This is a genomic window from Clostridium sp. FP2 (assembly GCF_011065955.2).
GTDB lineage: Bacteria > Bacillota > Clostridia > Clostridiales > Clostridiaceae > Clostridium_AD > Clostridium_AD tagluense.
On the sequence record NZ_JAAMNI020000001.1, the window covers coordinates 1,507,163 to 1,524,277 of the forward strand.

Consider the following 17,115-nt stretch of genomic DNA (forward strand, 5'->3'; position numbering starts at 1 on the left):
CGGTGGTGTGAGAGGTCGGCTAATCAAATAATGATTAGCCTCCTACTCGATTTCTAAAATAAAGGGAGGTTGTGTCATAATTCTTTATCTTCCATATTATATAGTGTGAAATTTATTTTGTAGGTGATTTTATGATAAGTATTAGTCTATGTATGATAGTAAAAAATGAAGAAGATACAATTGGAAGATGCCTAGAATCAGTGACAGATATAGTAGATGAAATAATAGTTGTAGATACTGGATCTACAGACAAAACAAAAGAAATTGTAAAGAAATATACTCAAAATATCTATGATTTTCAGTGGATCAATGATTTTTCTGATGCAAGAAATTTTTCTTTTAGCAAGGCGACACAAGATTACATTCTTTGGCTAGACGCTGATGATATTTTACTTCCGGAAGATTTAAGGAAATTCAAGTTACTAAAAGAAACTTTAGACCTTTCTATAGATTCTGTAACTATGATGTATAATGTAGGTTTTGATGAGTATGGAAATATAACTTCAAGTTTTCGCCGCAATCGCCTGGTTAAAGGACAGAATGAATTTAAGTGGCACGGATTTGTCCACGAATACTTGGAAGTGCATGGAAACATACTCAATAGCGAAGTTTGTATAACTCATAAAAAGATGCATTCAGCTCCCAAACGAAATCTTGAAATTTATCGAGGTAAATTAGAGCAAGGAGCAGAATTTACTCCCAGAGATATACTTTACTATGGCAATGAATTGTATGACCATAAACTATATGATGAGGCACTAGAATACTACAACAAGTTTTTAGATTCAAAACAAGGCTGGTTTGAAGATAATATTCGAGTATGCGGAAAGCTATGTGATTATTATCAATCAATAAATAAGTTAGAAGAAGCCAGAAAATATGCTTTTAAAAGCTCAGAATATGATACTTTAAGAGCTGAGGCTTGCTGTAAAATTGGATTTTCTTTCCTAAATGAAAAGAAATATAAACAAGCGGCCTTTTGGTATGAGATAGCTACAACACTTGAAAAGCCTAAAGATAGTTGGGGGTTTTTCGATGATGCTTGTTGGACATGGCTGCCCCATTTGCAACTATGTGTTTGCTATGACAGGCTAGGAAATTATAAGTTAGCATACAAGCATAATGAAATCGCTAGTCAATTTAGGCCTAACGATGAAAGAATATTATATAATAAAAAATACTTGGAAGGCTTAGATTTTAAGACAACTATTTAATTGTATCCTTCTACAAGGAAATAAAGTATTCTCTGTAAAGAGGCCTATGCACTTTATATGCATAGGCCTCTTTATACTACTATTTGTACTACTCCCATTTAATTAATTGTGGATTTTCATCTAATATAGATCTATATTGTTCCATAATCCCATACTCTCCTTTTGGATCTAAGTTTAAATATCGAATATATTTGTCATCCCTTAATTTCTGAGTTGACCATCCTAAATGTTTTAGCTTAATGTAGCACACACATCCCTTTAGGTTAAATACATTTTGTGGTAATCTTCCACAATGAAGTGCAGTCTCTTGCCAAAGGTAGGCAAAATTAGGTTGATATCTGATTAAAAAAGGCCTATAGTAATTGTGTGCTTGCCAGTACTCGTCTTCTCTGTAATGGGTCTCATTCCACATATCATATAATCTAAAAGCATAATAGTCAAAGTCTGATTGGTTTATGAGTGTTTCAATCGTATCTGTCATTTTATCTTCAAAAATTTCATCTGCATCCAAGCATAGAATCCAGTCTGGGTTTGTATCTATAGTCATCTGCCATAATTGCTTTCTTAAAATAACTTCATTGTTAAATCCATGTTCCTTATTTGAAACTATCGTAAGCGGAATATCTTTTAATATCTCCTTACATATTTCAACTGTATTATCCTCACTTGCGTCATCCAAAATTACTGCATTATCTATATATCGAGAGGCCTTTATTAAAACCTCTTTAATAAATTTTTCACTCTCATTTCTTACTAGCATTGCTAAAGTTAATTTATTATCTTTAGCTTTCTTTACCCTTTTAAAGCTATAAGCACCAACTTTAAATTCATCAATTGAAGTTTTTTTATCGATTATATTTAAATCTTTTTGGCATCGTTTCTTAAATTCACCAACTCCATTCAAATACTCCGTGCGATATATATGATAAGCAGGATAGGTAGTCTCTACATAAAGCCTAAACCCCAGTGCAGCTGCTCTAATACAAAAGTGCCTATCCTCACCCCAAAAAGATAAATTATAAATTTCATCGTAATTGACACCCTTATCTATCGCATTTTTGCTTATCAATGTACAAGCACCTAATCCGCCCACTTCATAAATCCCTGGCTGTCTTAATTGTTCTATAAAAGAAATATATCTATTATCGGACTCAGTTTGAGCTATTACTTCCCCTCTCTTTTTAGGCACTAGCGAATACTCATCATATAGCCAAACTTGAGGTAACTCCTCAGAAGTTTTCTGCCACTTAGTCCAGAAAACTTCAGATACAATATCCTTATTCGTACTAATTAAGGATATTAAAGTCTTTGGATGAAGGACTAAATCTGAGTCAACTAAAAACAAATAATCATATCCTTCTTTTTTACTATACTCTATAATTCGATTCTTATAGTCCGCTATTTTCCAGATTAAACTTTCCCTCCAATAATGGGTATCTTCCGTACGTAAATAGGTATCAATCTTCTGACCCTGTTCAATAATTACCTTTTCCTCTGAGATTTTTAAGAAATTATAAAGCAAATTACTAGAAACTTCACTGTCATTATCATCTATAAAAAAATAATCTACTAGAATGTTTTCCTTTTGAATTTCTTTTAACGACTCTAAAAATTCATCTAATATTTCGCTATCTTGCCTTACAGGACTTCCAATTAATACTCTGATTTTTTCAAGCACTTCCCGTCCCTCCATTTAGATTAATATACTTATTTGAATATCTTACGGACTTCATTCATTTTTAGTAACTTACATGTTTATAATCAAATTACATAAAAAATTTTAGGGTTACCCTCTGCAAAAATCCTATTATATACTATTACGCCTAATTTTAATTGTTACATTTTATTAAAAAAACTAGTTTTTCAAGTAAAGAACTTAAGCCTATATTAAATTTAAGGGTTATTAAGTACTGAGCACAATTAGGAGTGTTAAACATAAGATGAATTAGGATAAGTGTATTTTATATATATCCTAATTTACTTTAGAGGTGAAAAATGATAGAAGATAAAAACAATATTCCATTAGTAAGTGTGCTTATACCAACCTATAATAGAGCTAATTACCTAGAAATTGCACTGCAAAGTGCACTAGATCAAACCTATAAGAATATAGAGATTATTATTTGTGATGATAGCACTAATGACGATTCGAAGCGGATGTTAATGCGTTATTTAAAAATACACCCACAAATACATTATTATAATAATGGTGGGAACCTAGGAGAGTATGGATTAAACAATTGTAAAAAATGTATTCAGTTGGCAAATGGGGAATATATAAACTTTCTTAATGATGATGATATATTCTATCCTAAAAAAATAGAAAGAATGGTGGAATATATAAAGGATAAAACTATCTCCTTAGTTACTTCAAGGAGAAGTAGAATTGATGAAAGTGGAAATGAGCTTCCGGATATTAGAGCAACTAGACCTATTACCGCTGTAGACAGTATTTATAAAGGGAAAGAACTTGGTAAAAGGATGATTACGCAAAAGATTAATTTTATTGGAGAACCTACTACAGTACTATTTAGAAAAAGAGATGTGGAGAACTTTGGTATGTTTATGGGGAGACAATATCATTGCAATTTTGATATGGCATCTTGGCTCAGTCTAATGTTAAAGGGGAATTGTGTTTATATTGCAGAAATACTAAGTAGTTTTAGGATTCACAGGGAACAATCTGGTTTTATAGATGAAGTTCATAAGTTGGGGCTCAAGGAGCTAGAATATCTTCAGGAAGATGGTCAGAAAGCAGGATTTTTATTAGAGGATGGTTAAAAAGATAAAATAATAAGGAGAGAAATAGTATATGGAACAACCATTAGTAAGTATATTAATTCCAGCATATAATAAGCCGCAGTTTTTAAAAATTGCACTAGAAAGTGTATTATCACAAACCTACGCCAATTTAGAGATAATTATTTGCGATGATAGTAGCAATGATGGAGTACAGAAGATGATTGTTCCATACCTTGCAAAATATCCACAAATTCAATATTTCAACAACGGTGGTCCACTGGGCCAGTATGGAATTAATAATGGAAATAAGTGCCTGAAATTATCTACTGGTGATTATATAAATTTTTTAATGGATGATGACATTTTTTACCCTACCAAAATAGAGACCATGATGAAATATTTTCAAGATGATGAGGTTACTATGGTAACATCACAAAGAAATAGAATTGATGGAGATGGTAAATTACTACCAGAAATTGCTGCTACTAAAAGCATTACCACCATAGTTCGAAAATTTGACGGAATAGAACTTGGTAGAACTATGCTATTAAAGAAAAGGAACTTTATAGGAGAGCCCACCACAGTTTTATTTAAGAAAAAATATATAGAGGGTTTTGGATTATTTATGGGAAGACAATATTTATGTAATGTGGATATTGCTATGTGGTTAAGTCTTCTTTCAAATGGAAAGTGTGTCTATATCCCTGAAACCTTAAGCAGCTTTAGAATACATGATAATTTTCAAAAAACCTTTGATAAAAATATTAGAAAGCTTGGTAAAGAAGAGCTGAATTATCTGCTTATGGATGGAAAAAAATCAGGATTTATTTAGTGAATACTCACATTAATGGATTGAATCATTATTCATTGGTAAAAGTAGATTATATATAGGTTGTTAATAGAGGTGATATATGGTGCAAGAGAAAGTAATAGATAATAAACTTGTTAGTTTTATTTTTTGTATAAGCGATGATTCAACGTGGCAGAAAGCTGTAGAGTATATTAGCAAAATTATTATACCAGAGGGATATTCCATTAATATTATAGAAATAAGAGATGCGAAAGGTCTATGTTCTGGTTATAATTTGGCAATGGATAGAGCAAAGGGTAAATATAAAGTATACATGCATCAGGATGTGTTTATTTATAATCAAAATTTTATAAGTGACTTTATAAGTCTGTTTAATAAATATCCGGACCTTGGAATTATGGGTATGGCTGGTGCGGAAAAACTTCCTAGTAGTGGAATATGGTGGCAGAGTAAATGTAATTTCGGAGCATTATATAGGAAATATGGCGATAGAATAAGACCTGCCCGTATAGGATTGTTTAAAGAAGATTACAAAAAAGTTCAAGCACTAGATGGACTTATTTTAATTACACAATATGACATATTTTGGCGAGAAGATTTGTTTAAAGGATGGCATTTTTATGATATTTCTCAATGTATGGAATTTTTAAAGGCAGGATATAAGGTAGGTATACCAAATCAGGTAGAGCCTTGGGTTGAACATGTTAATGGTAATGATATGACGGGATATACTGAAAATAGAAAAATATTTTTAATGGAATATAGTGATTTTTTTGACTTTAACAATTTTTAAAATCCTATTTAAAGAAAGATATGGAGTGCTGATTTATTATGAGAAAAAAAATGATTATTAATAGCAACTTTAACATTAAGGGTGTTGTACCTAATAGAGATGAGATTTTTACAAAAGAATGGATTGACAGAAGGATGGAACTGTTTATGGAGTATACTATGAAAAGTTTTAAAAACCAAACAAATCAAAATTTTATTTACCTATTAAAGTATGAGGATAGTACAGAAGAGCTTATAAATAATGCATTGATGAGATTCGAAAAGTTGCCTTATAATATTCAATTTATAAAAGCAAATATTTTTAAACAGAAGATATTAGAAGATATAGATAGTTATGATTATGTCTATCTAACAAGAATAGATGCAGATGATATGCTTAGACTAGACTATGTGCAGCAACTATATGATTTTAACCCTAAAAAGGATACTGCCGTATTAATTAATCAAAATGGTTTTATATACGATTCAAGCAAAAATAATATGCTGAAAATCTCCTATCTTTGTCCTCCATTTTACACTTTAGTATATGAGGCATATGTAATGAATAAAAAAATCTATAATTATGCTATACCAGCAGGTCATATACCTTATTATAAATTACCACATGAGATAATTTCTGAATATAATTATATCTGGCATATACACGATAAAAATACAGTTAATCCTTACAGGAGATTTTGTGATGGATATGGACTGGATATTAATATGGATAACTTAATAAAAGATGAAGCGTTAATAAAGGAAATATTAAAAAAGTTTATTGGCTAAAGTAACATCGAATCTGCATAAGGGAGAGGGAAGGGGTGTTTTAGTTTTGATAAATAAAAAAATAATTATAGTTAGTGCTTTTAATACCTTTAATTTTAATGACTCTAGACTTTCAAAGGAGTGGATTGATACAAGGATAAATATCTTTATGAACTATACGCTTAGAAGCTTAAAAAATCAAACTAATCAAGATTTTTTAGCCTTTCTGTTATATGATGCGGCTACAGAGAATATGATTCGCGATGCATTAAGTAGATATGAAAAGCTTCCAGAAAATATACAATTCATAAATTACAAATTTTTCAATCCCACCATGGAGAAAACTATAAAAGATTACGAGTATTTATATCTTGTAAGGATTGATTGCGATGATATGTATCATGTTTCTTATATTCAACAATTGCACGACTTTCAGCATAAAGAGGGAACAAAAGTAATCATAAATCAAAAAGGATATTTATATGATTCTGTTATTAATAGGTTAGCGGATTACTATTTTGAAAGTCCGCCTTTTTATACTTTGATATATAAATCAGAGGACTATATTGGGAAAATAAGATATAAATTACCTGGTGGGCACGCAGGAGCGATACAGCTACCTCATGAGATTATTAATAAAACAAATTTTCTATTTCATATTCACTCAGCAAATACACTTAACAGATTTAATCAACGATTTAATATAGGTGGTTTAATTTTGGATATTAATAAAATTAATAAGATATTACAAAATTATATTGGAAAGGTAGATTAATATTTGGTATATATAAACTATAAATAATGACGATGTCAAACAATAATAAACCTAGATACTAGTCACCTTTCTTTAGTGTCTAATATCTAGGTTACATTTTCTACTTTCTATTTTTAGACATCTCATCTATTAGTTAATCCAAGTTTAGTACAATATTATTTTTTCATTATTAAGCTCTATATAAATTAACGTTATCATATGAAGGAAAAACATTTCTAGTGTCTACTACAATAATCGGAGTTGACATTAATGATTGCATTTCATTTATGTTAAACCTAATACCAGGTTGGTTTGCGGTTATCACTAAACAATCAGAGTTTTTAATACATTCGTCAAAGCTTGAGGTTTGAAAAGCATAGGTAAGTGGAACAAGGGGATCAAATGCCTTTATGTTTGCGCCTTCCTTTACTAAAAGATTAACAATATCTAAGGCGGGGCTTAATCTGCAGTCTGCACAGCAATCTTTCATTGCAAGACCAATTATCGCAATAGAAGAATTAGCAATATTTTTATTCGCATCCTTTAAGGCACGTGTTATCGTTTGTACTACTTTAAGTGGTTTTTCATTATTAATACTTCTTGCAGTGTGCGTTAATTTTAATGGCACATTTAAACCTACTAATGAATCATTTAAATAGCCAAGGGCATTAGGAATACAGTAACCGCCCACACCTGGACCTGGCTCAAGTAACTCTACTCTTGGATGAGTACTAGCTAGATGTTGAAGCTCATATATATCTATATTTAAAGCTGATGCAGCTTCATCTAATTCGTTAGCTAATGCTATATTAACATCTCTGTGTATATTTTGAGCTACTTTTACCATCTCTGCAGTTCTTATATTAGAAGCTTTGTAAATAGGTGCATTTGACAGTGATTTTAGAAATTCTTCGGCTGCTTTATAACTTTCTTCATCAATTCCAGCTAAAACTTTAGGATTATTCTCAAATTCGTCAAAAGCATGAGTTTCTGCAATTGTTTCAGGACAGTATGCCAAGTAAATTGGTATATTAAGAGCTTTTAATTGAGGTAGTATGAAGTTCTCGCAGGTACCAGGAATCATTGTGGTTCTAAAAAGTAATAAATCTTTCGGTACAAGCTTAGGTAACAGTTCATCTAATACGGCTTGTATGGGGGCGAGTTCTTGGGAGTTGTCTTCTTTTGTTCCAATTCCCACAGTAATAGTAAAGATAGATGGTTCATTGTCTATTCTTGTGAATTTTGTGCTTACTGTTAACTGCGTTTGATCTATGAGCTCTTTTATAATTACGGAAATATGTTTATCATTATAGTATTCATATATATTAATATTCCCAGTCTCTATATTCTTTATGGTATTGGGATTTATATCAATTCCGTAGACTTTTTTTCCGCATAAAGCTATAGATCCGCATAAAGGTAATCCTATATGTCCAAGTCCAAAAATATAGACATTCATTTAAAGTTGCCTCCTAGTTAAATTGATTTTTCAACATACTTATGGAACAATTATTATTCCTAATATATATTATATGCAATAAAAAATCGGAGGTTACCTTATTTCTGTTAAATAGAAAATTCAAGTATGTTTTTGTAATTATTCAGCATATTATTCGAGATATTAAAATATTTATATTATATAAAGAATAAATCGCTATATGCAAAATAGGAGGATTTTATGATATATCTTGATAATGCTGCCACTAGTTTTCCAAAACCAGTGGAGGTCTATTCCGAAGTATTAAGGTGCATGGAAAATTATGCTGCAAATCCTGGTAGAAGTTCTCATGATATGGCAGTTGAGGCCTCATCTAAAATTATGGATACGAGAGAAGAGCTCAGTGAAATTTTTAATATTCCTAATATGTTTAATATTATTTTTACATGTAATGCTACTGAAGCGCTGAATATTGGGATAAAAGGCATATTAAAGTCAGGAGATCATGTTATTAGCACAGTAATTGAACACAACTCAGTTCTTAGACCTTTAAATTATCTAAGTGAAAAAGGTATAACATTTACGCTCCTTAGTGTAGATGAAAATGGATATTTGAATATTAATAATTTAAAAAAGAAAATACGTAGAAATACTAAATTAATAATAATAAATCATACTTCCAATGTATTAGGAACTATTCAAGATATAAGGGCGATAGGAGAGATTGCTAAAGAGTCAGGAATAATCTTTATGATTGACGCATCACAGAGTGCGGGAGTTATACCAATAGATGTAGTACGAGACAATATTGACTTATTAGCGTTTCCAGGTCATAAAGGATTATATGGTCCCCAAGGAACAGGAGGCTTATATATAGGAGAAGGATTAGAACTAGATTCATTTAAACAAGGGGGAACTGGAAGTGAGTCTTTTTCTATGAAGCAACCTGATTTTTTACCTGATAGATTCGAAAGTGGAACTCTAAATACACCAGGAATAGCGGGATTATGCGAGGGTATTAGGTTTATTAAAAAAATAGGAATAGAGAATATAAGAAAACATGAAATTATGTTAGTAGAATATTTGGTAAAAGAATTAAGTCAATTATCTTACGTTAAAATTTATGGCGGAACTGATTATAAAAATAGAGGATCGGTAGTTTCATTAAATCTAGACGATACAGATTGTTCTGAAGTGGGAGAGTTTCTAAATGAAAAAGGAATAGCGGTGAGAACAGGGTTTCACTGTGCACCTTTAATACATGAAATAATTGGTACAAATCGCAGAGGCACAGTTAGAATAAGTCCAGGGTATTATAATAATTTAGAAGATATTGAAAAACTTATCAAAGCTTTAAAAGATATACATGAAAAAAGGTCTCTTTAAAAGAGGCTTTTTTTATTTAAGAGAAAGTTTAAATATAAACTTTCACGTTTAATAGAGTAGATTTTTGTAAATAATATAAAAACCTTTTAGCTATATATGAATATAATGATAGTAGGATAAATCATTCATAAAATGAATTATTTTAATATTTATTGAAATAAATGAAATCTTTTTTCAGTATAGTAAATAGGAGTTGAAGCTCATGAAATTTAAATACCTTGTAGTTTTAGTTTCTAATAGCCATTCAACATTATTATATAAAAACTTGCTCCGTAAGGGTTGTAAAGTTGAATTAGTATCAGCCCCAAGCGATATTTCAATAGGATGTACTAAAGCTATTAGATTTGACGAAAGTGATACCAATATCGTAGCACAGGAAATAAAAAGTAATAAATTAAGTGTTAAAGGTTTCTACAAAATAGTAAATGAGAGCAATAGAGTTAGTTATGTACTAATTTCGTAGATTTTACAAACTTAAAGGGTTTAGAAATGTCCCTTTAAGTTTGTGTTAATTTTAAGTTATAAAACAATTCAGATTATCGCTTTTCTTTATACTGATATAATAGATGTAAAATCAGGTATTTCTGAAATTATTTTAACATGTTTAATAAAATCTTCAGAGTGTATTTTCCAAGTATGTTCCTCTAAATTTTTATGCCTCATTAGGACATAGTTGTATTTATCACTAGAAAAAATTTTAAATCCTAATTCATGACAATCTTCAAGGAATTGTTTGTCTTCTCCAAAAGTTATATTTCGAAATTTCACCTTATTAAAAACTTCCTTTTTAGCTGTAATAGTACCACCGGCTACCGCGAATACATATTTGTACTCCTGATCTTTGCACATAATACCTAAAGTAGTCTTATCCTCAAAATAAACAAAGTAAGTTAATTTGCCTGATATTTTGGCATCAGTATATTTAAATACATTCATATTATCCTCTAAATAGTTTGAGCCATAATAATCATCATCATCCATTTTAGAAATATAATCATATTTTGATTTATCGACTCCAAGGTTTAAACATTCACCAAGGGTGCAAGTTTCATCTAATTGAAATATTTTAACATTATTAAAGTTTGTAGTTTTAAGCATACAATCATTTAAACTAATTTTATTATTATTTATAATTAATAGTAACTCTTTTATAGGATAATTAGACCTAGCATAATTTATAAAAATATTATCAATATAATTAGGTTTATTAGTACAAGCAATTATAGATACACCAGGCTTAGAATCTTGTTTTAATGTTTCTCTAAACTTCGTAATTAATATCTTTTCTCTATTGAACCCTTCAATCATAATTAACCTCCACAATTAAATATTAAGAGAAAATTAGCGGCTTAGTATACATTATTCGTATATACAATTATTGATAACTATTTATTGTAACTATTTATAAAAATAAAAAATAGGTACATTATTTCAATTAACAAATATAATGAATATTAGGTGTATCAATTATCAGAGGGGTTGGTTTTTCATAGAAAGTATAAATGAATTATATGAAATTGAAGGTGTAAGCAAGGTAGATGTTTCAATAATTATTCCCTGTAAAAATGAGGTGAATAATATAAAATGGACAATAGATTCAATACTGGGGTCTAAAAATCATCTTAAGTGTGAAGTTATAGTAGTAGATGATGCTTCAACAGATGGAAGTACGGAGTTTTTGAAATCTTATATAAGCGAAGACAAATATAGAGATATTATTCTAATTAAGGCTAATAATATAGGTGCAGCAGCAGCAAGAAATATGGGGGCAAAAGCTGCTAAGGGAAAATATTTATTTTTCTTTGATGCCCATGTAAAAGTACCTGATATGTGGGCAGATGATTTAATTAATACTTTAGAAAAGGCTAATGCTTCATTAGTCGCCCCATGTATTTCAGATATTTCAAATATCTCATCGGCAGGTTACGGCCAGACATGGAATAATGAATTGAAAATTACTTGGTTTTCAAAGAAACCGAAAGAGGGAGATGAGATCCCACTTGCGGGTGGTGCAGCTCTAGGAATAACAAGGGATGCGTTTGATAGAATAGGTGGGTTTGATCATCTTTTTCAAGTGTGGGGTAAGGAGGATGAAGAGATATGCCTTAAAGCATGGCTTTATGGATATAGAATAGTTATTAATCCTGATGTAATAATTCCACATCTCTTTAGAAATAATTTTCCATATAAAGTAAAAGCGGCGAATGTTACTTATAATACTATATGTCTTGCTTGCTCACATTTTGGAATAGAGAGACTTAAGAAGGTTATGGATATAGTAAAAGCAGATTATTATTTTTTTACTGCAGCAAGTGAGATAGATAGAACTTCAGGTTTAATCGTAAATCAGAGAAATAAATACATGAAAGAACGTGTATATGGTGATGACTATTTTTTTAAAAAATTTAATGTTTTGTTTTAATTTTGTTACTTAAATAAGGATATCCTCACACTTGTGAGGATATCCTTATTTATAGATTTTAATTAGCCACAGCTTGGTGTACAAGTTGGTGTTGGAGGACATAGTGTTGGACAAATTGGTTGTGGACATGGTGTGTTAAGGCAAGAAGGTGTAGGACATACATCTGGTAGTATAAAGGAACCAGTGAATTTTACAACAGTATCTTCACATGGAGAACCAGTTGCAGGAGTACAATCTTCACATTTTTCAGCAGAAGCAGTTACAGTAACAATAAGACTACTAGCAGGGATAGGTTTAGGTTGAGCTTCACTTAATGTTGGTGGACATTGTTGATAACTTACAATAGTATTTATACTTTGTGATCCTTCACAGCATATAGCCCCACTAAGAGTAGTTCCACAAAGGCCACCAGCACAATTTTCACCTACAGCATTACCAGTAAAGGTTTTAAAATCAATACAACCAATTACCCTTGTAGGATATAATGTTAAGCAAAATGTAGGACAGCCTGCTCCAGGTGTAACGGTAATAGGACAAGGACAAGGGTCAGTAAAGCAGAACAAGTTACTGTTATATTGTATAGTAGTAAGGGTATCATCAATTATTACAGAGTAACCTGTTCCAATGGTTGTTTTACAGCAAAAATCTATTGTGGTGATGCAGTCTCCACAGTCAGGAGAACATGTAGGATCAATTCTTAATCCAGCTTTAGATTTGAATCCATTTGATCCCATAAGTTCTTTAAGGGTTTCTTCAGTCAATGTAGTTGCTATCTGTTTTTCTGATAGACTTTCCATTTCTAGCATTATGTCCTTAATTTCTTTTTTTGTACTAAATTGTTTCACAATACGTACCTCCCCTATAAAATGAATATAAGTAGTATAGATTTATATTTCCATACTAACATAATATGAATTATTATAAAATGTGTGCTAATTGAGGAAAAAAATTAAAGTTATAATTAGCAATATGCTTAGCATATTTTATATAAAGAATAATTTAAAAGAAGGGATAAAGTAATGTTTTTGCCTGAAAAAACTTTTTATGTTATAAAGCAATCAGACTATACTACTTGGAATTTTACATATGATAAAAATAGGGGGATTTTATATAGAATACTAAAAGAAGATAACGAATCCAATTATAAAGCGTTAGAAAAGGATAGTAGTGGAAATTTTTCTGTGTTATTACTTCCTAATGATGATATATATTTTTTATATGAAGATTTAAAGGGAAATATAAAGCTCCGAATTTTAAATAAAGATAAATGGAGTGAGGATATAGTTATTCTAAAAAAGACGACTGAAATATATGACATATCTTTTAAGGCTATATTGAATAAAAATGAAATTTATTTATTTTATAATGTACTGAATAAAGAAACAAAAATTAGAACATTATTTCATCAAGTAGTTGATGAAAATTTTAATCTAGCATCCCCTAGAATAATAGATAAAAGCTACGATAAATACAACTATTCTTTTAGTATTTTTGCAGATGACAACAATAAGCTATTAATTATGTATCAAAAATCACAAAAAAACTATAAACTTGGATATAAAATTTTAAACCCTGAATTTGAAAGCTGGTCGGATTTTTATATAATAGAAGAAAGTAGAGAGCCATTTATAGATTATTCTTTTTTAGCAATTAATGACGAGATACATTCATTATATATAAAAAAGGAAAAAAATAAGAATTTGTTAATTTATTCACAGAGTGAAACTATAAAAGAGAGACATAAGATATTATTTGAGGGTATGGACATAAAATCCTGCTCTTTCTTTGCCATAGAAGGTCATTTATATTGCTCATGGATAAATAATAATGAAATTTATAATTGTTTAACAAAGGATATAGGAAAGACTTTTAGTTCACCTTCAGCTATTCAATTATTAGCTTCATTGGATGTTATTAAATCAATATATATGTCTAATTTAACTAGAACTATAAGGAATTTAATTATTAACGAAATGTATGTAATGGATGATGATGAAGTAGAAGTTTTAATAATTCCAAATGAATATAACCCTTTAGAAAGTAGTATTACGAATAAGAATAAATCTTATAAAGAATGTGACCAATGCTTATTGGAAGCTAAATCTTACTTAAATGTTGCTTATAATAAAATGCTTTTATATGAAAAACAACTAAAACAGAAAGAAGAATTAATTGCTTTACTTAAAAATACTATACAAGAACATGCTATTAGAAATGAAATTTACGAAAAAAAATTGAAAGATATAAATACACAATATGTAAAATTTCAAGAGGATAAGAAGTTATTGAATGGAAACATAAATTATCTTCAAGAGAGTTTAATAAGCAAAGAAAGGAAAATCAATGAATTAGAAAATGCTAGCGTTGATCAAGGAAGAGAGATATTAGTTTTTAGAGAGCAGTTTGACGAAAAACAAAAACAAATTACAAAGTTGCAAGAGAAAACTTTTGAGCAAGAGAAGGTCAATATGGAAAAGGAAAGTAAGATTTTATATTTTAATGAAGAAGTTGATACTTTAAGAAATCAATTGGAATACCTAAACTCAAAATTAATAATAACAGACTCAAAAATCAAGGAATCCCTTTTAAAACGATTATTTAATAATAGATAGTAATGTGACTAGATATAGTATGCATATACAAATAATTTTTAAATGTTTATTAAAGATTACTATATTAATTTAATGCAGTAATCTTTTTATTTATGTAACAAAAGTAGGTAGTAGGTTAATATAATATACTGAACTTTAAAAATATATATAGATAATTAGTATATATGGTGATTGACTTAATGGGAAGATTTTCAAAGAGGAGAATAAATCTCCTTATGAAGAGACTGAACAATGGTTATTAGTGGCACCTGCACAAAAAGGGTGTATCAAAATAATTTTGATATACCCTTCTTTTACTCGATATAAGCTATTTTTTATTTTATAAATATTTTTCCCCTGCAATTCTACCTCTAATTACTTTCGCTGGAGTACCATATGCTACAACACACTTTGGAATATTTTTTATTACAGTGGATCCAGTTCCTATTATGGTATGCTCTCCAATTGTTATTCCGTGAATTACTTTTGCACCTAAGGAAACAGCCGTAAACAAACCTATTTTTACATTTCCACCAATAGAAGAACCTGGTGCTAAACTTGAATAATCTAGCATTTTACTATCATGATCTAAGGATGAATTATTATTTATTATACAAAAATCGCCTACTGTTGCATCACTACTTATAGTAGTATTGGCCATTATCACTGTGCCTTTTCCGATTAGTGCATTTCTGGCTATTTGTGCAGAAGGATGAATTACTTTAATAAAGTTAAACTGAGGGATATTTTGTGAAATTTTTTCATAAACAGTATGTCTAATAAAATTATCTCCAATCGCAATAATGCCACCCTCTATTTTATATATTTTTATTAAATTGTGTAAATTCTCTTCTTTTCCAATTATTTTGTATCCGAAGGAGCTAGAACCGACTTCTTTAAATCTGTCGAGCAATCCAATTATTTCATATTTATTTTCTTTTTCAATACTATCAATTACAACTTTTGCATGTCCAGAAGAACCAATAACAATAATATTCAAAACAAACATCTCCTAAAAATATTGCCAGTATTTTTTTGTTATTTAAGCTATTTTATTTATAATGTCTATAATATTTTTTTGTGCTGTAAGTTCTAGTGAATCATATAAAGGCAAGCAAAGGATTCTGCTTGAAACAAACTCTGAATTGGGGGCCTTATGAGTTTTGTCTTTTATATAGGGTAAATCGTTGAGAGATGGATAAAAATATCTTCTTGCATAAATATTTTTACTTGCAAGGACTTCTTTTATTTTTAATGAGGTATCCTCATCTTTAAATAGTACCGGAAAATAGCAATAATTTAGGCTGCTATTTATATTTTGATCTTGTCTAATCACATTTTCACTTAAATAGTTCATATAGTTTTCATATACTTTTTTTCTGTTTTCAAATATTTTGTCAATGTCATCCAATACACATAATCCCATTGCTGCTTGAAATTCATTCATCTTTCCGTTAATACCAACCTCAGTTATATGCTCTGAGTCACCTATTCCAAAATTAATTACTCTTATGGCCTTGTCATAAATTTCATCATCGTTTATTACAAGTGCACCACCTTCTATGGTATGGAAAATTTTAGTGGCATGAAAACTAAGGGTAGATATATCTCCATAATTGAGTACACTATTTCCTTTGTATTTAACTCCAAAAGCATGAGCAGCATCGTAAATTACTTTTAAATTAAATTGTTTTGATATTTCATCTATTTTTTCTACATCACAGGCATTTCCAAATACATGGACAGGAATTATAGCTGAAGTAGTTTTTGAAATTTTCTCTTCGATTTTTTTATAATCTATATTAAAGGTGTCTTTATTTATATCTACAAAAACTGGATTGATTCCTTCCCATACTTGACTACTAGTAGTTGCTACAAAAGAAAAGGGTGTCGTAATCGCTTCACCTTTTATATCTAAAAGCTTATAGGCAATCTGAAGGGCTATTGTTCCATTTGCAACCAAGAGTATATGCTTTATTCCTAAATATTTTTCCAATCTATTTTGCAGTTCTTTAACTAATGGACCATTATTGGTAATAAAGCCATGTTTAAATATTTTTTCTAAATATGCTTCATATTTCTTTATTTCAGGAAGGTAAGTTTTCGTTACATTAATCATTTTTTCCTCTCCTATACTGTTTTATTTTGTGGATTAATCTATATTATTATATGCACAAATATAGATTTTGCTTATGTTATGGCTACTGGATGTACAAAC

Annotated in this window: 16 protein-coding genes; 10 read left to right on the forward strand and 6 right to left on the reverse strand. The window is 29.8% G+C overall.

What is annotated here, in order from left to right; translation table 11 throughout:
* Nucleotides 1-131: 131 nt before the first annotated feature.
* Nucleotides 132-1,214: a glycosyltransferase gene (locus G9F71_RS07000; RefSeq protein ID WP_164951294.1), complete on the forward strand. Its 1,083-nt coding sequence runs from the start codon at nt 132-134 to the stop codon at nt 1,212-1,214.
* 88 nt (nt 1,215-1,302) lie between these two features.
* On the opposite strand, the gene G9F71_RS07005 is transcribed toward G9F71_RS07000, so the two are convergent.
* Nucleotides 1,303-2,892, reverse strand: coding sequence for a glycosyltransferase family 2 protein (locus G9F71_RS07005; protein ID WP_224626248.1), 1,590 nt, complete (start codon nt 2,890-2,892; stop codon nt 1,303-1,305).
* A gap of 317 nt (nt 2,893-3,209) precedes the next feature.
* Between G9F71_RS07005 and G9F71_RS07010 the strand changes: the two genes are divergently transcribed.
* The 5 genes from G9F71_RS07010 (at nt 3,210) to G9F71_RS07030 (ending at nt 7,081) form a co-directional block, all read left to right on the forward strand.
* A complete protein-coding gene (locus tag G9F71_RS07010; RefSeq protein WP_164951296.1) occupies nt 3,210-3,995 on the forward strand; it encodes a glycosyltransferase family 2 protein in 786 nt (261 codons plus the stop codon).
* A 31-nt stretch (nt 3,996-4,026) separates the two neighbouring features.
* Nucleotides 4,027-4,788, forward strand: a complete 762-nt coding sequence (locus tag G9F71_RS07015; protein WP_164951297.1) for a glycosyltransferase family 2 protein — start codon at nt 4,027-4,029, stop codon at nt 4,786-4,788.
* 79 nt (nt 4,789-4,867) lie between these two features.
* Nucleotides 4,868-5,560, forward strand: a complete 693-nt coding sequence (locus G9F71_RS07020; RefSeq protein ID WP_164951298.1) for a glycosyltransferase family protein — start codon at nt 4,868-4,870, stop codon at nt 5,558-5,560.
* A gap of 38 nt (nt 5,561-5,598) precedes the next feature.
* A complete protein-coding gene (locus tag G9F71_RS07025; RefSeq protein WP_164951299.1) occupies nt 5,599-6,327 on the forward strand; it encodes a glycosyltransferase in 729 nt (242 codons plus the stop codon).
* Between the two features lie 46 nt (nt 6,328-6,373).
* Complete coding sequence (locus tag G9F71_RS07030; RefSeq protein WP_164951300.1) at nt 6,374-7,081, forward strand: glycosyltransferase; 708 nt, start codon at nt 6,374-6,376, stop codon at nt 7,079-7,081.
* Between the two features lie 169 nt (nt 7,082-7,250).
* On the opposite strand, the gene G9F71_RS07035 is transcribed toward G9F71_RS07030, so the two are convergent.
* Complete coding sequence (locus G9F71_RS07035; RefSeq protein WP_164951301.1) at nt 7,251-8,519, reverse strand: nucleotide sugar dehydrogenase; 1,269 nt, start codon at nt 8,517-8,519, stop codon at nt 7,251-7,253.
* Nucleotides 8,520-8,738: 219 nt separating this feature from the next.
* On the opposite strand from G9F71_RS07035, the gene G9F71_RS07040 reads away from it, so the two are divergent.
* Both G9F71_RS07040 and G9F71_RS07045 read left to right on the forward strand, forming a co-directional pair.
* Nucleotides 8,739-9,884, forward strand: a complete 1,146-nt coding sequence (locus G9F71_RS07040; protein WP_164951302.1) for an aminotransferase class V-fold PLP-dependent enzyme — start codon at nt 8,739-8,741, stop codon at nt 9,882-9,884.
* 202 nt (nt 9,885-10,086) lie between these two features.
* Nucleotides 10,087-10,347, forward strand: coding sequence for a DUF3343 domain-containing protein (locus G9F71_RS07045; RefSeq protein ID WP_164951303.1), 261 nt, complete (start codon nt 10,087-10,089; stop codon nt 10,345-10,347).
* Between the two features lie 86 nt (nt 10,348-10,433).
* Here G9F71_RS07045 and G9F71_RS07050 read toward each other — a convergent pair whose 3' ends face one another.
* Complete coding sequence (locus G9F71_RS07050) at nt 10,434-11,192, reverse strand: glycosyltransferase (protein WP_164951304.1); 759 nt, start codon at nt 11,190-11,192, stop codon at nt 10,434-10,436.
* Nucleotides 11,193-11,331: 139 nt separating this feature from the next.
* Here G9F71_RS07050 and G9F71_RS07055 point away from each other — a divergent pair, with 139 nt between their 5' ends.
* On the forward strand, nt 11,332-12,306 hold the full coding sequence (locus G9F71_RS07055) for a glycosyltransferase family 2 protein (protein WP_164951305.1): 975 nt from the start codon (nt 11,332-11,334) through the stop codon (nt 12,304-12,306).
* Nucleotides 12,307-12,368: 62 nt separating this feature from the next.
* Here the strand turns inward: G9F71_RS07055 and G9F71_RS07060 are convergent, their stop codons facing one another.
* Complete coding sequence (locus tag G9F71_RS07060; protein WP_164951306.1) at nt 12,369-13,151, reverse strand: hypothetical protein; 783 nt, start codon at nt 13,149-13,151, stop codon at nt 12,369-12,371.
* Between the two features lie 174 nt (nt 13,152-13,325).
* Between G9F71_RS07060 and G9F71_RS07065 the strand changes: the two genes are divergently transcribed.
* Nucleotides 13,326-14,918: a hypothetical protein gene (locus G9F71_RS07065; protein ID WP_164951307.1), complete on the forward strand. Its 1,593-nt coding sequence runs from the start codon at nt 13,326-13,328 to the stop codon at nt 14,916-14,918.
* A gap of 319 nt (nt 14,919-15,237) precedes the next feature.
* Here G9F71_RS07065 and G9F71_RS07070 read toward each other — a convergent pair whose 3' ends face one another.
* Both G9F71_RS07070 and G9F71_RS07075 read right to left on the reverse strand, forming a co-directional pair.
* Entirely contained in the window at nt 15,238-15,897 is a 660-nt protein-coding gene (locus G9F71_RS07070; protein ID WP_202017980.1) for an acetyltransferase, read from the reverse strand.
* 42 nt (nt 15,898-15,939) lie between these two features.
* Nucleotides 15,940-17,016, reverse strand: a complete 1,077-nt coding sequence (locus G9F71_RS07075; protein WP_164951309.1) for a DegT/DnrJ/EryC1/StrS family aminotransferase — start codon at nt 17,014-17,016, stop codon at nt 15,940-15,942.
* Nucleotides 17,017-17,115: the final 99 nt, after the last annotated feature.

Excerpts from the sequence above, each read along its gene's own strand:
- G9F71_RS07025 (WP_164951299.1), top strand. The coding sequence starts at position 5,599 with ATGAGAAAAAAAATGATTATTAATAGCAACTTTAACATTAAGGGTGTT.
- G9F71_RS07035 (WP_164951301.1), bottom strand. The coding sequence starts at position 8,519 with ATGAATGTCTATATTTTTGGACTTGGACATATAGGATTACCTTTATGC.
- G9F71_RS07040 (WP_164951302.1), top strand. The coding sequence starts at position 8,739 with ATGATATATCTTGATAATGCTGCCACTAGTTTTCCAAAACCAGTGGAG.
- G9F71_RS07055 (WP_164951305.1), top strand. The coding sequence starts at position 11,332 with ATGAATATTAGGTGTATCAATTATCAGAGGGGTTGGTTTTTCATAGAA.
- G9F71_RS07050 (WP_164951304.1), bottom strand. The coding sequence starts at position 11,192 with ATGATTGAAGGGTTCAATAGAGAAAAGATATTAATTACGAAGTTTAGA.
- G9F71_RS07020 (WP_164951298.1), top strand. The coding sequence starts at position 4,868 with ATGGTGCAAGAGAAAGTAATAGATAATAAACTTGTTAGTTTTATTTTT.
- G9F71_RS07010 (WP_164951296.1), top strand. The coding sequence starts at position 3,210 with ATGATAGAAGATAAAAACAATATTCCATTAGTAAGTGTGCTTATACCA.
- G9F71_RS07000 (WP_164951294.1), top strand. The coding sequence starts at position 132 with ATGATAAGTATTAGTCTATGTATGATAGTAAAAAATGAAGAAGATACA.
- G9F71_RS07065 (WP_164951307.1), top strand. The coding sequence starts at position 13,326 with ATGTTTTTGCCTGAAAAAACTTTTTATGTTATAAAGCAATCAGACTAT.
- G9F71_RS07015 (WP_164951297.1), top strand. The coding sequence starts at position 4,027 with ATGGAACAACCATTAGTAAGTATATTAATTCCAGCATATAATAAGCCG.
- G9F71_RS07045 (WP_164951303.1), top strand. The coding sequence starts at position 10,087 with ATGAAATTTAAATACCTTGTAGTTTTAGTTTCTAATAGCCATTCAACA.
- G9F71_RS07075 (WP_164951309.1), bottom strand. The coding sequence starts at position 17,016 with ATGATTAATGTAACGAAAACTTACCTTCCTGAAATAAAGAAATATGAA.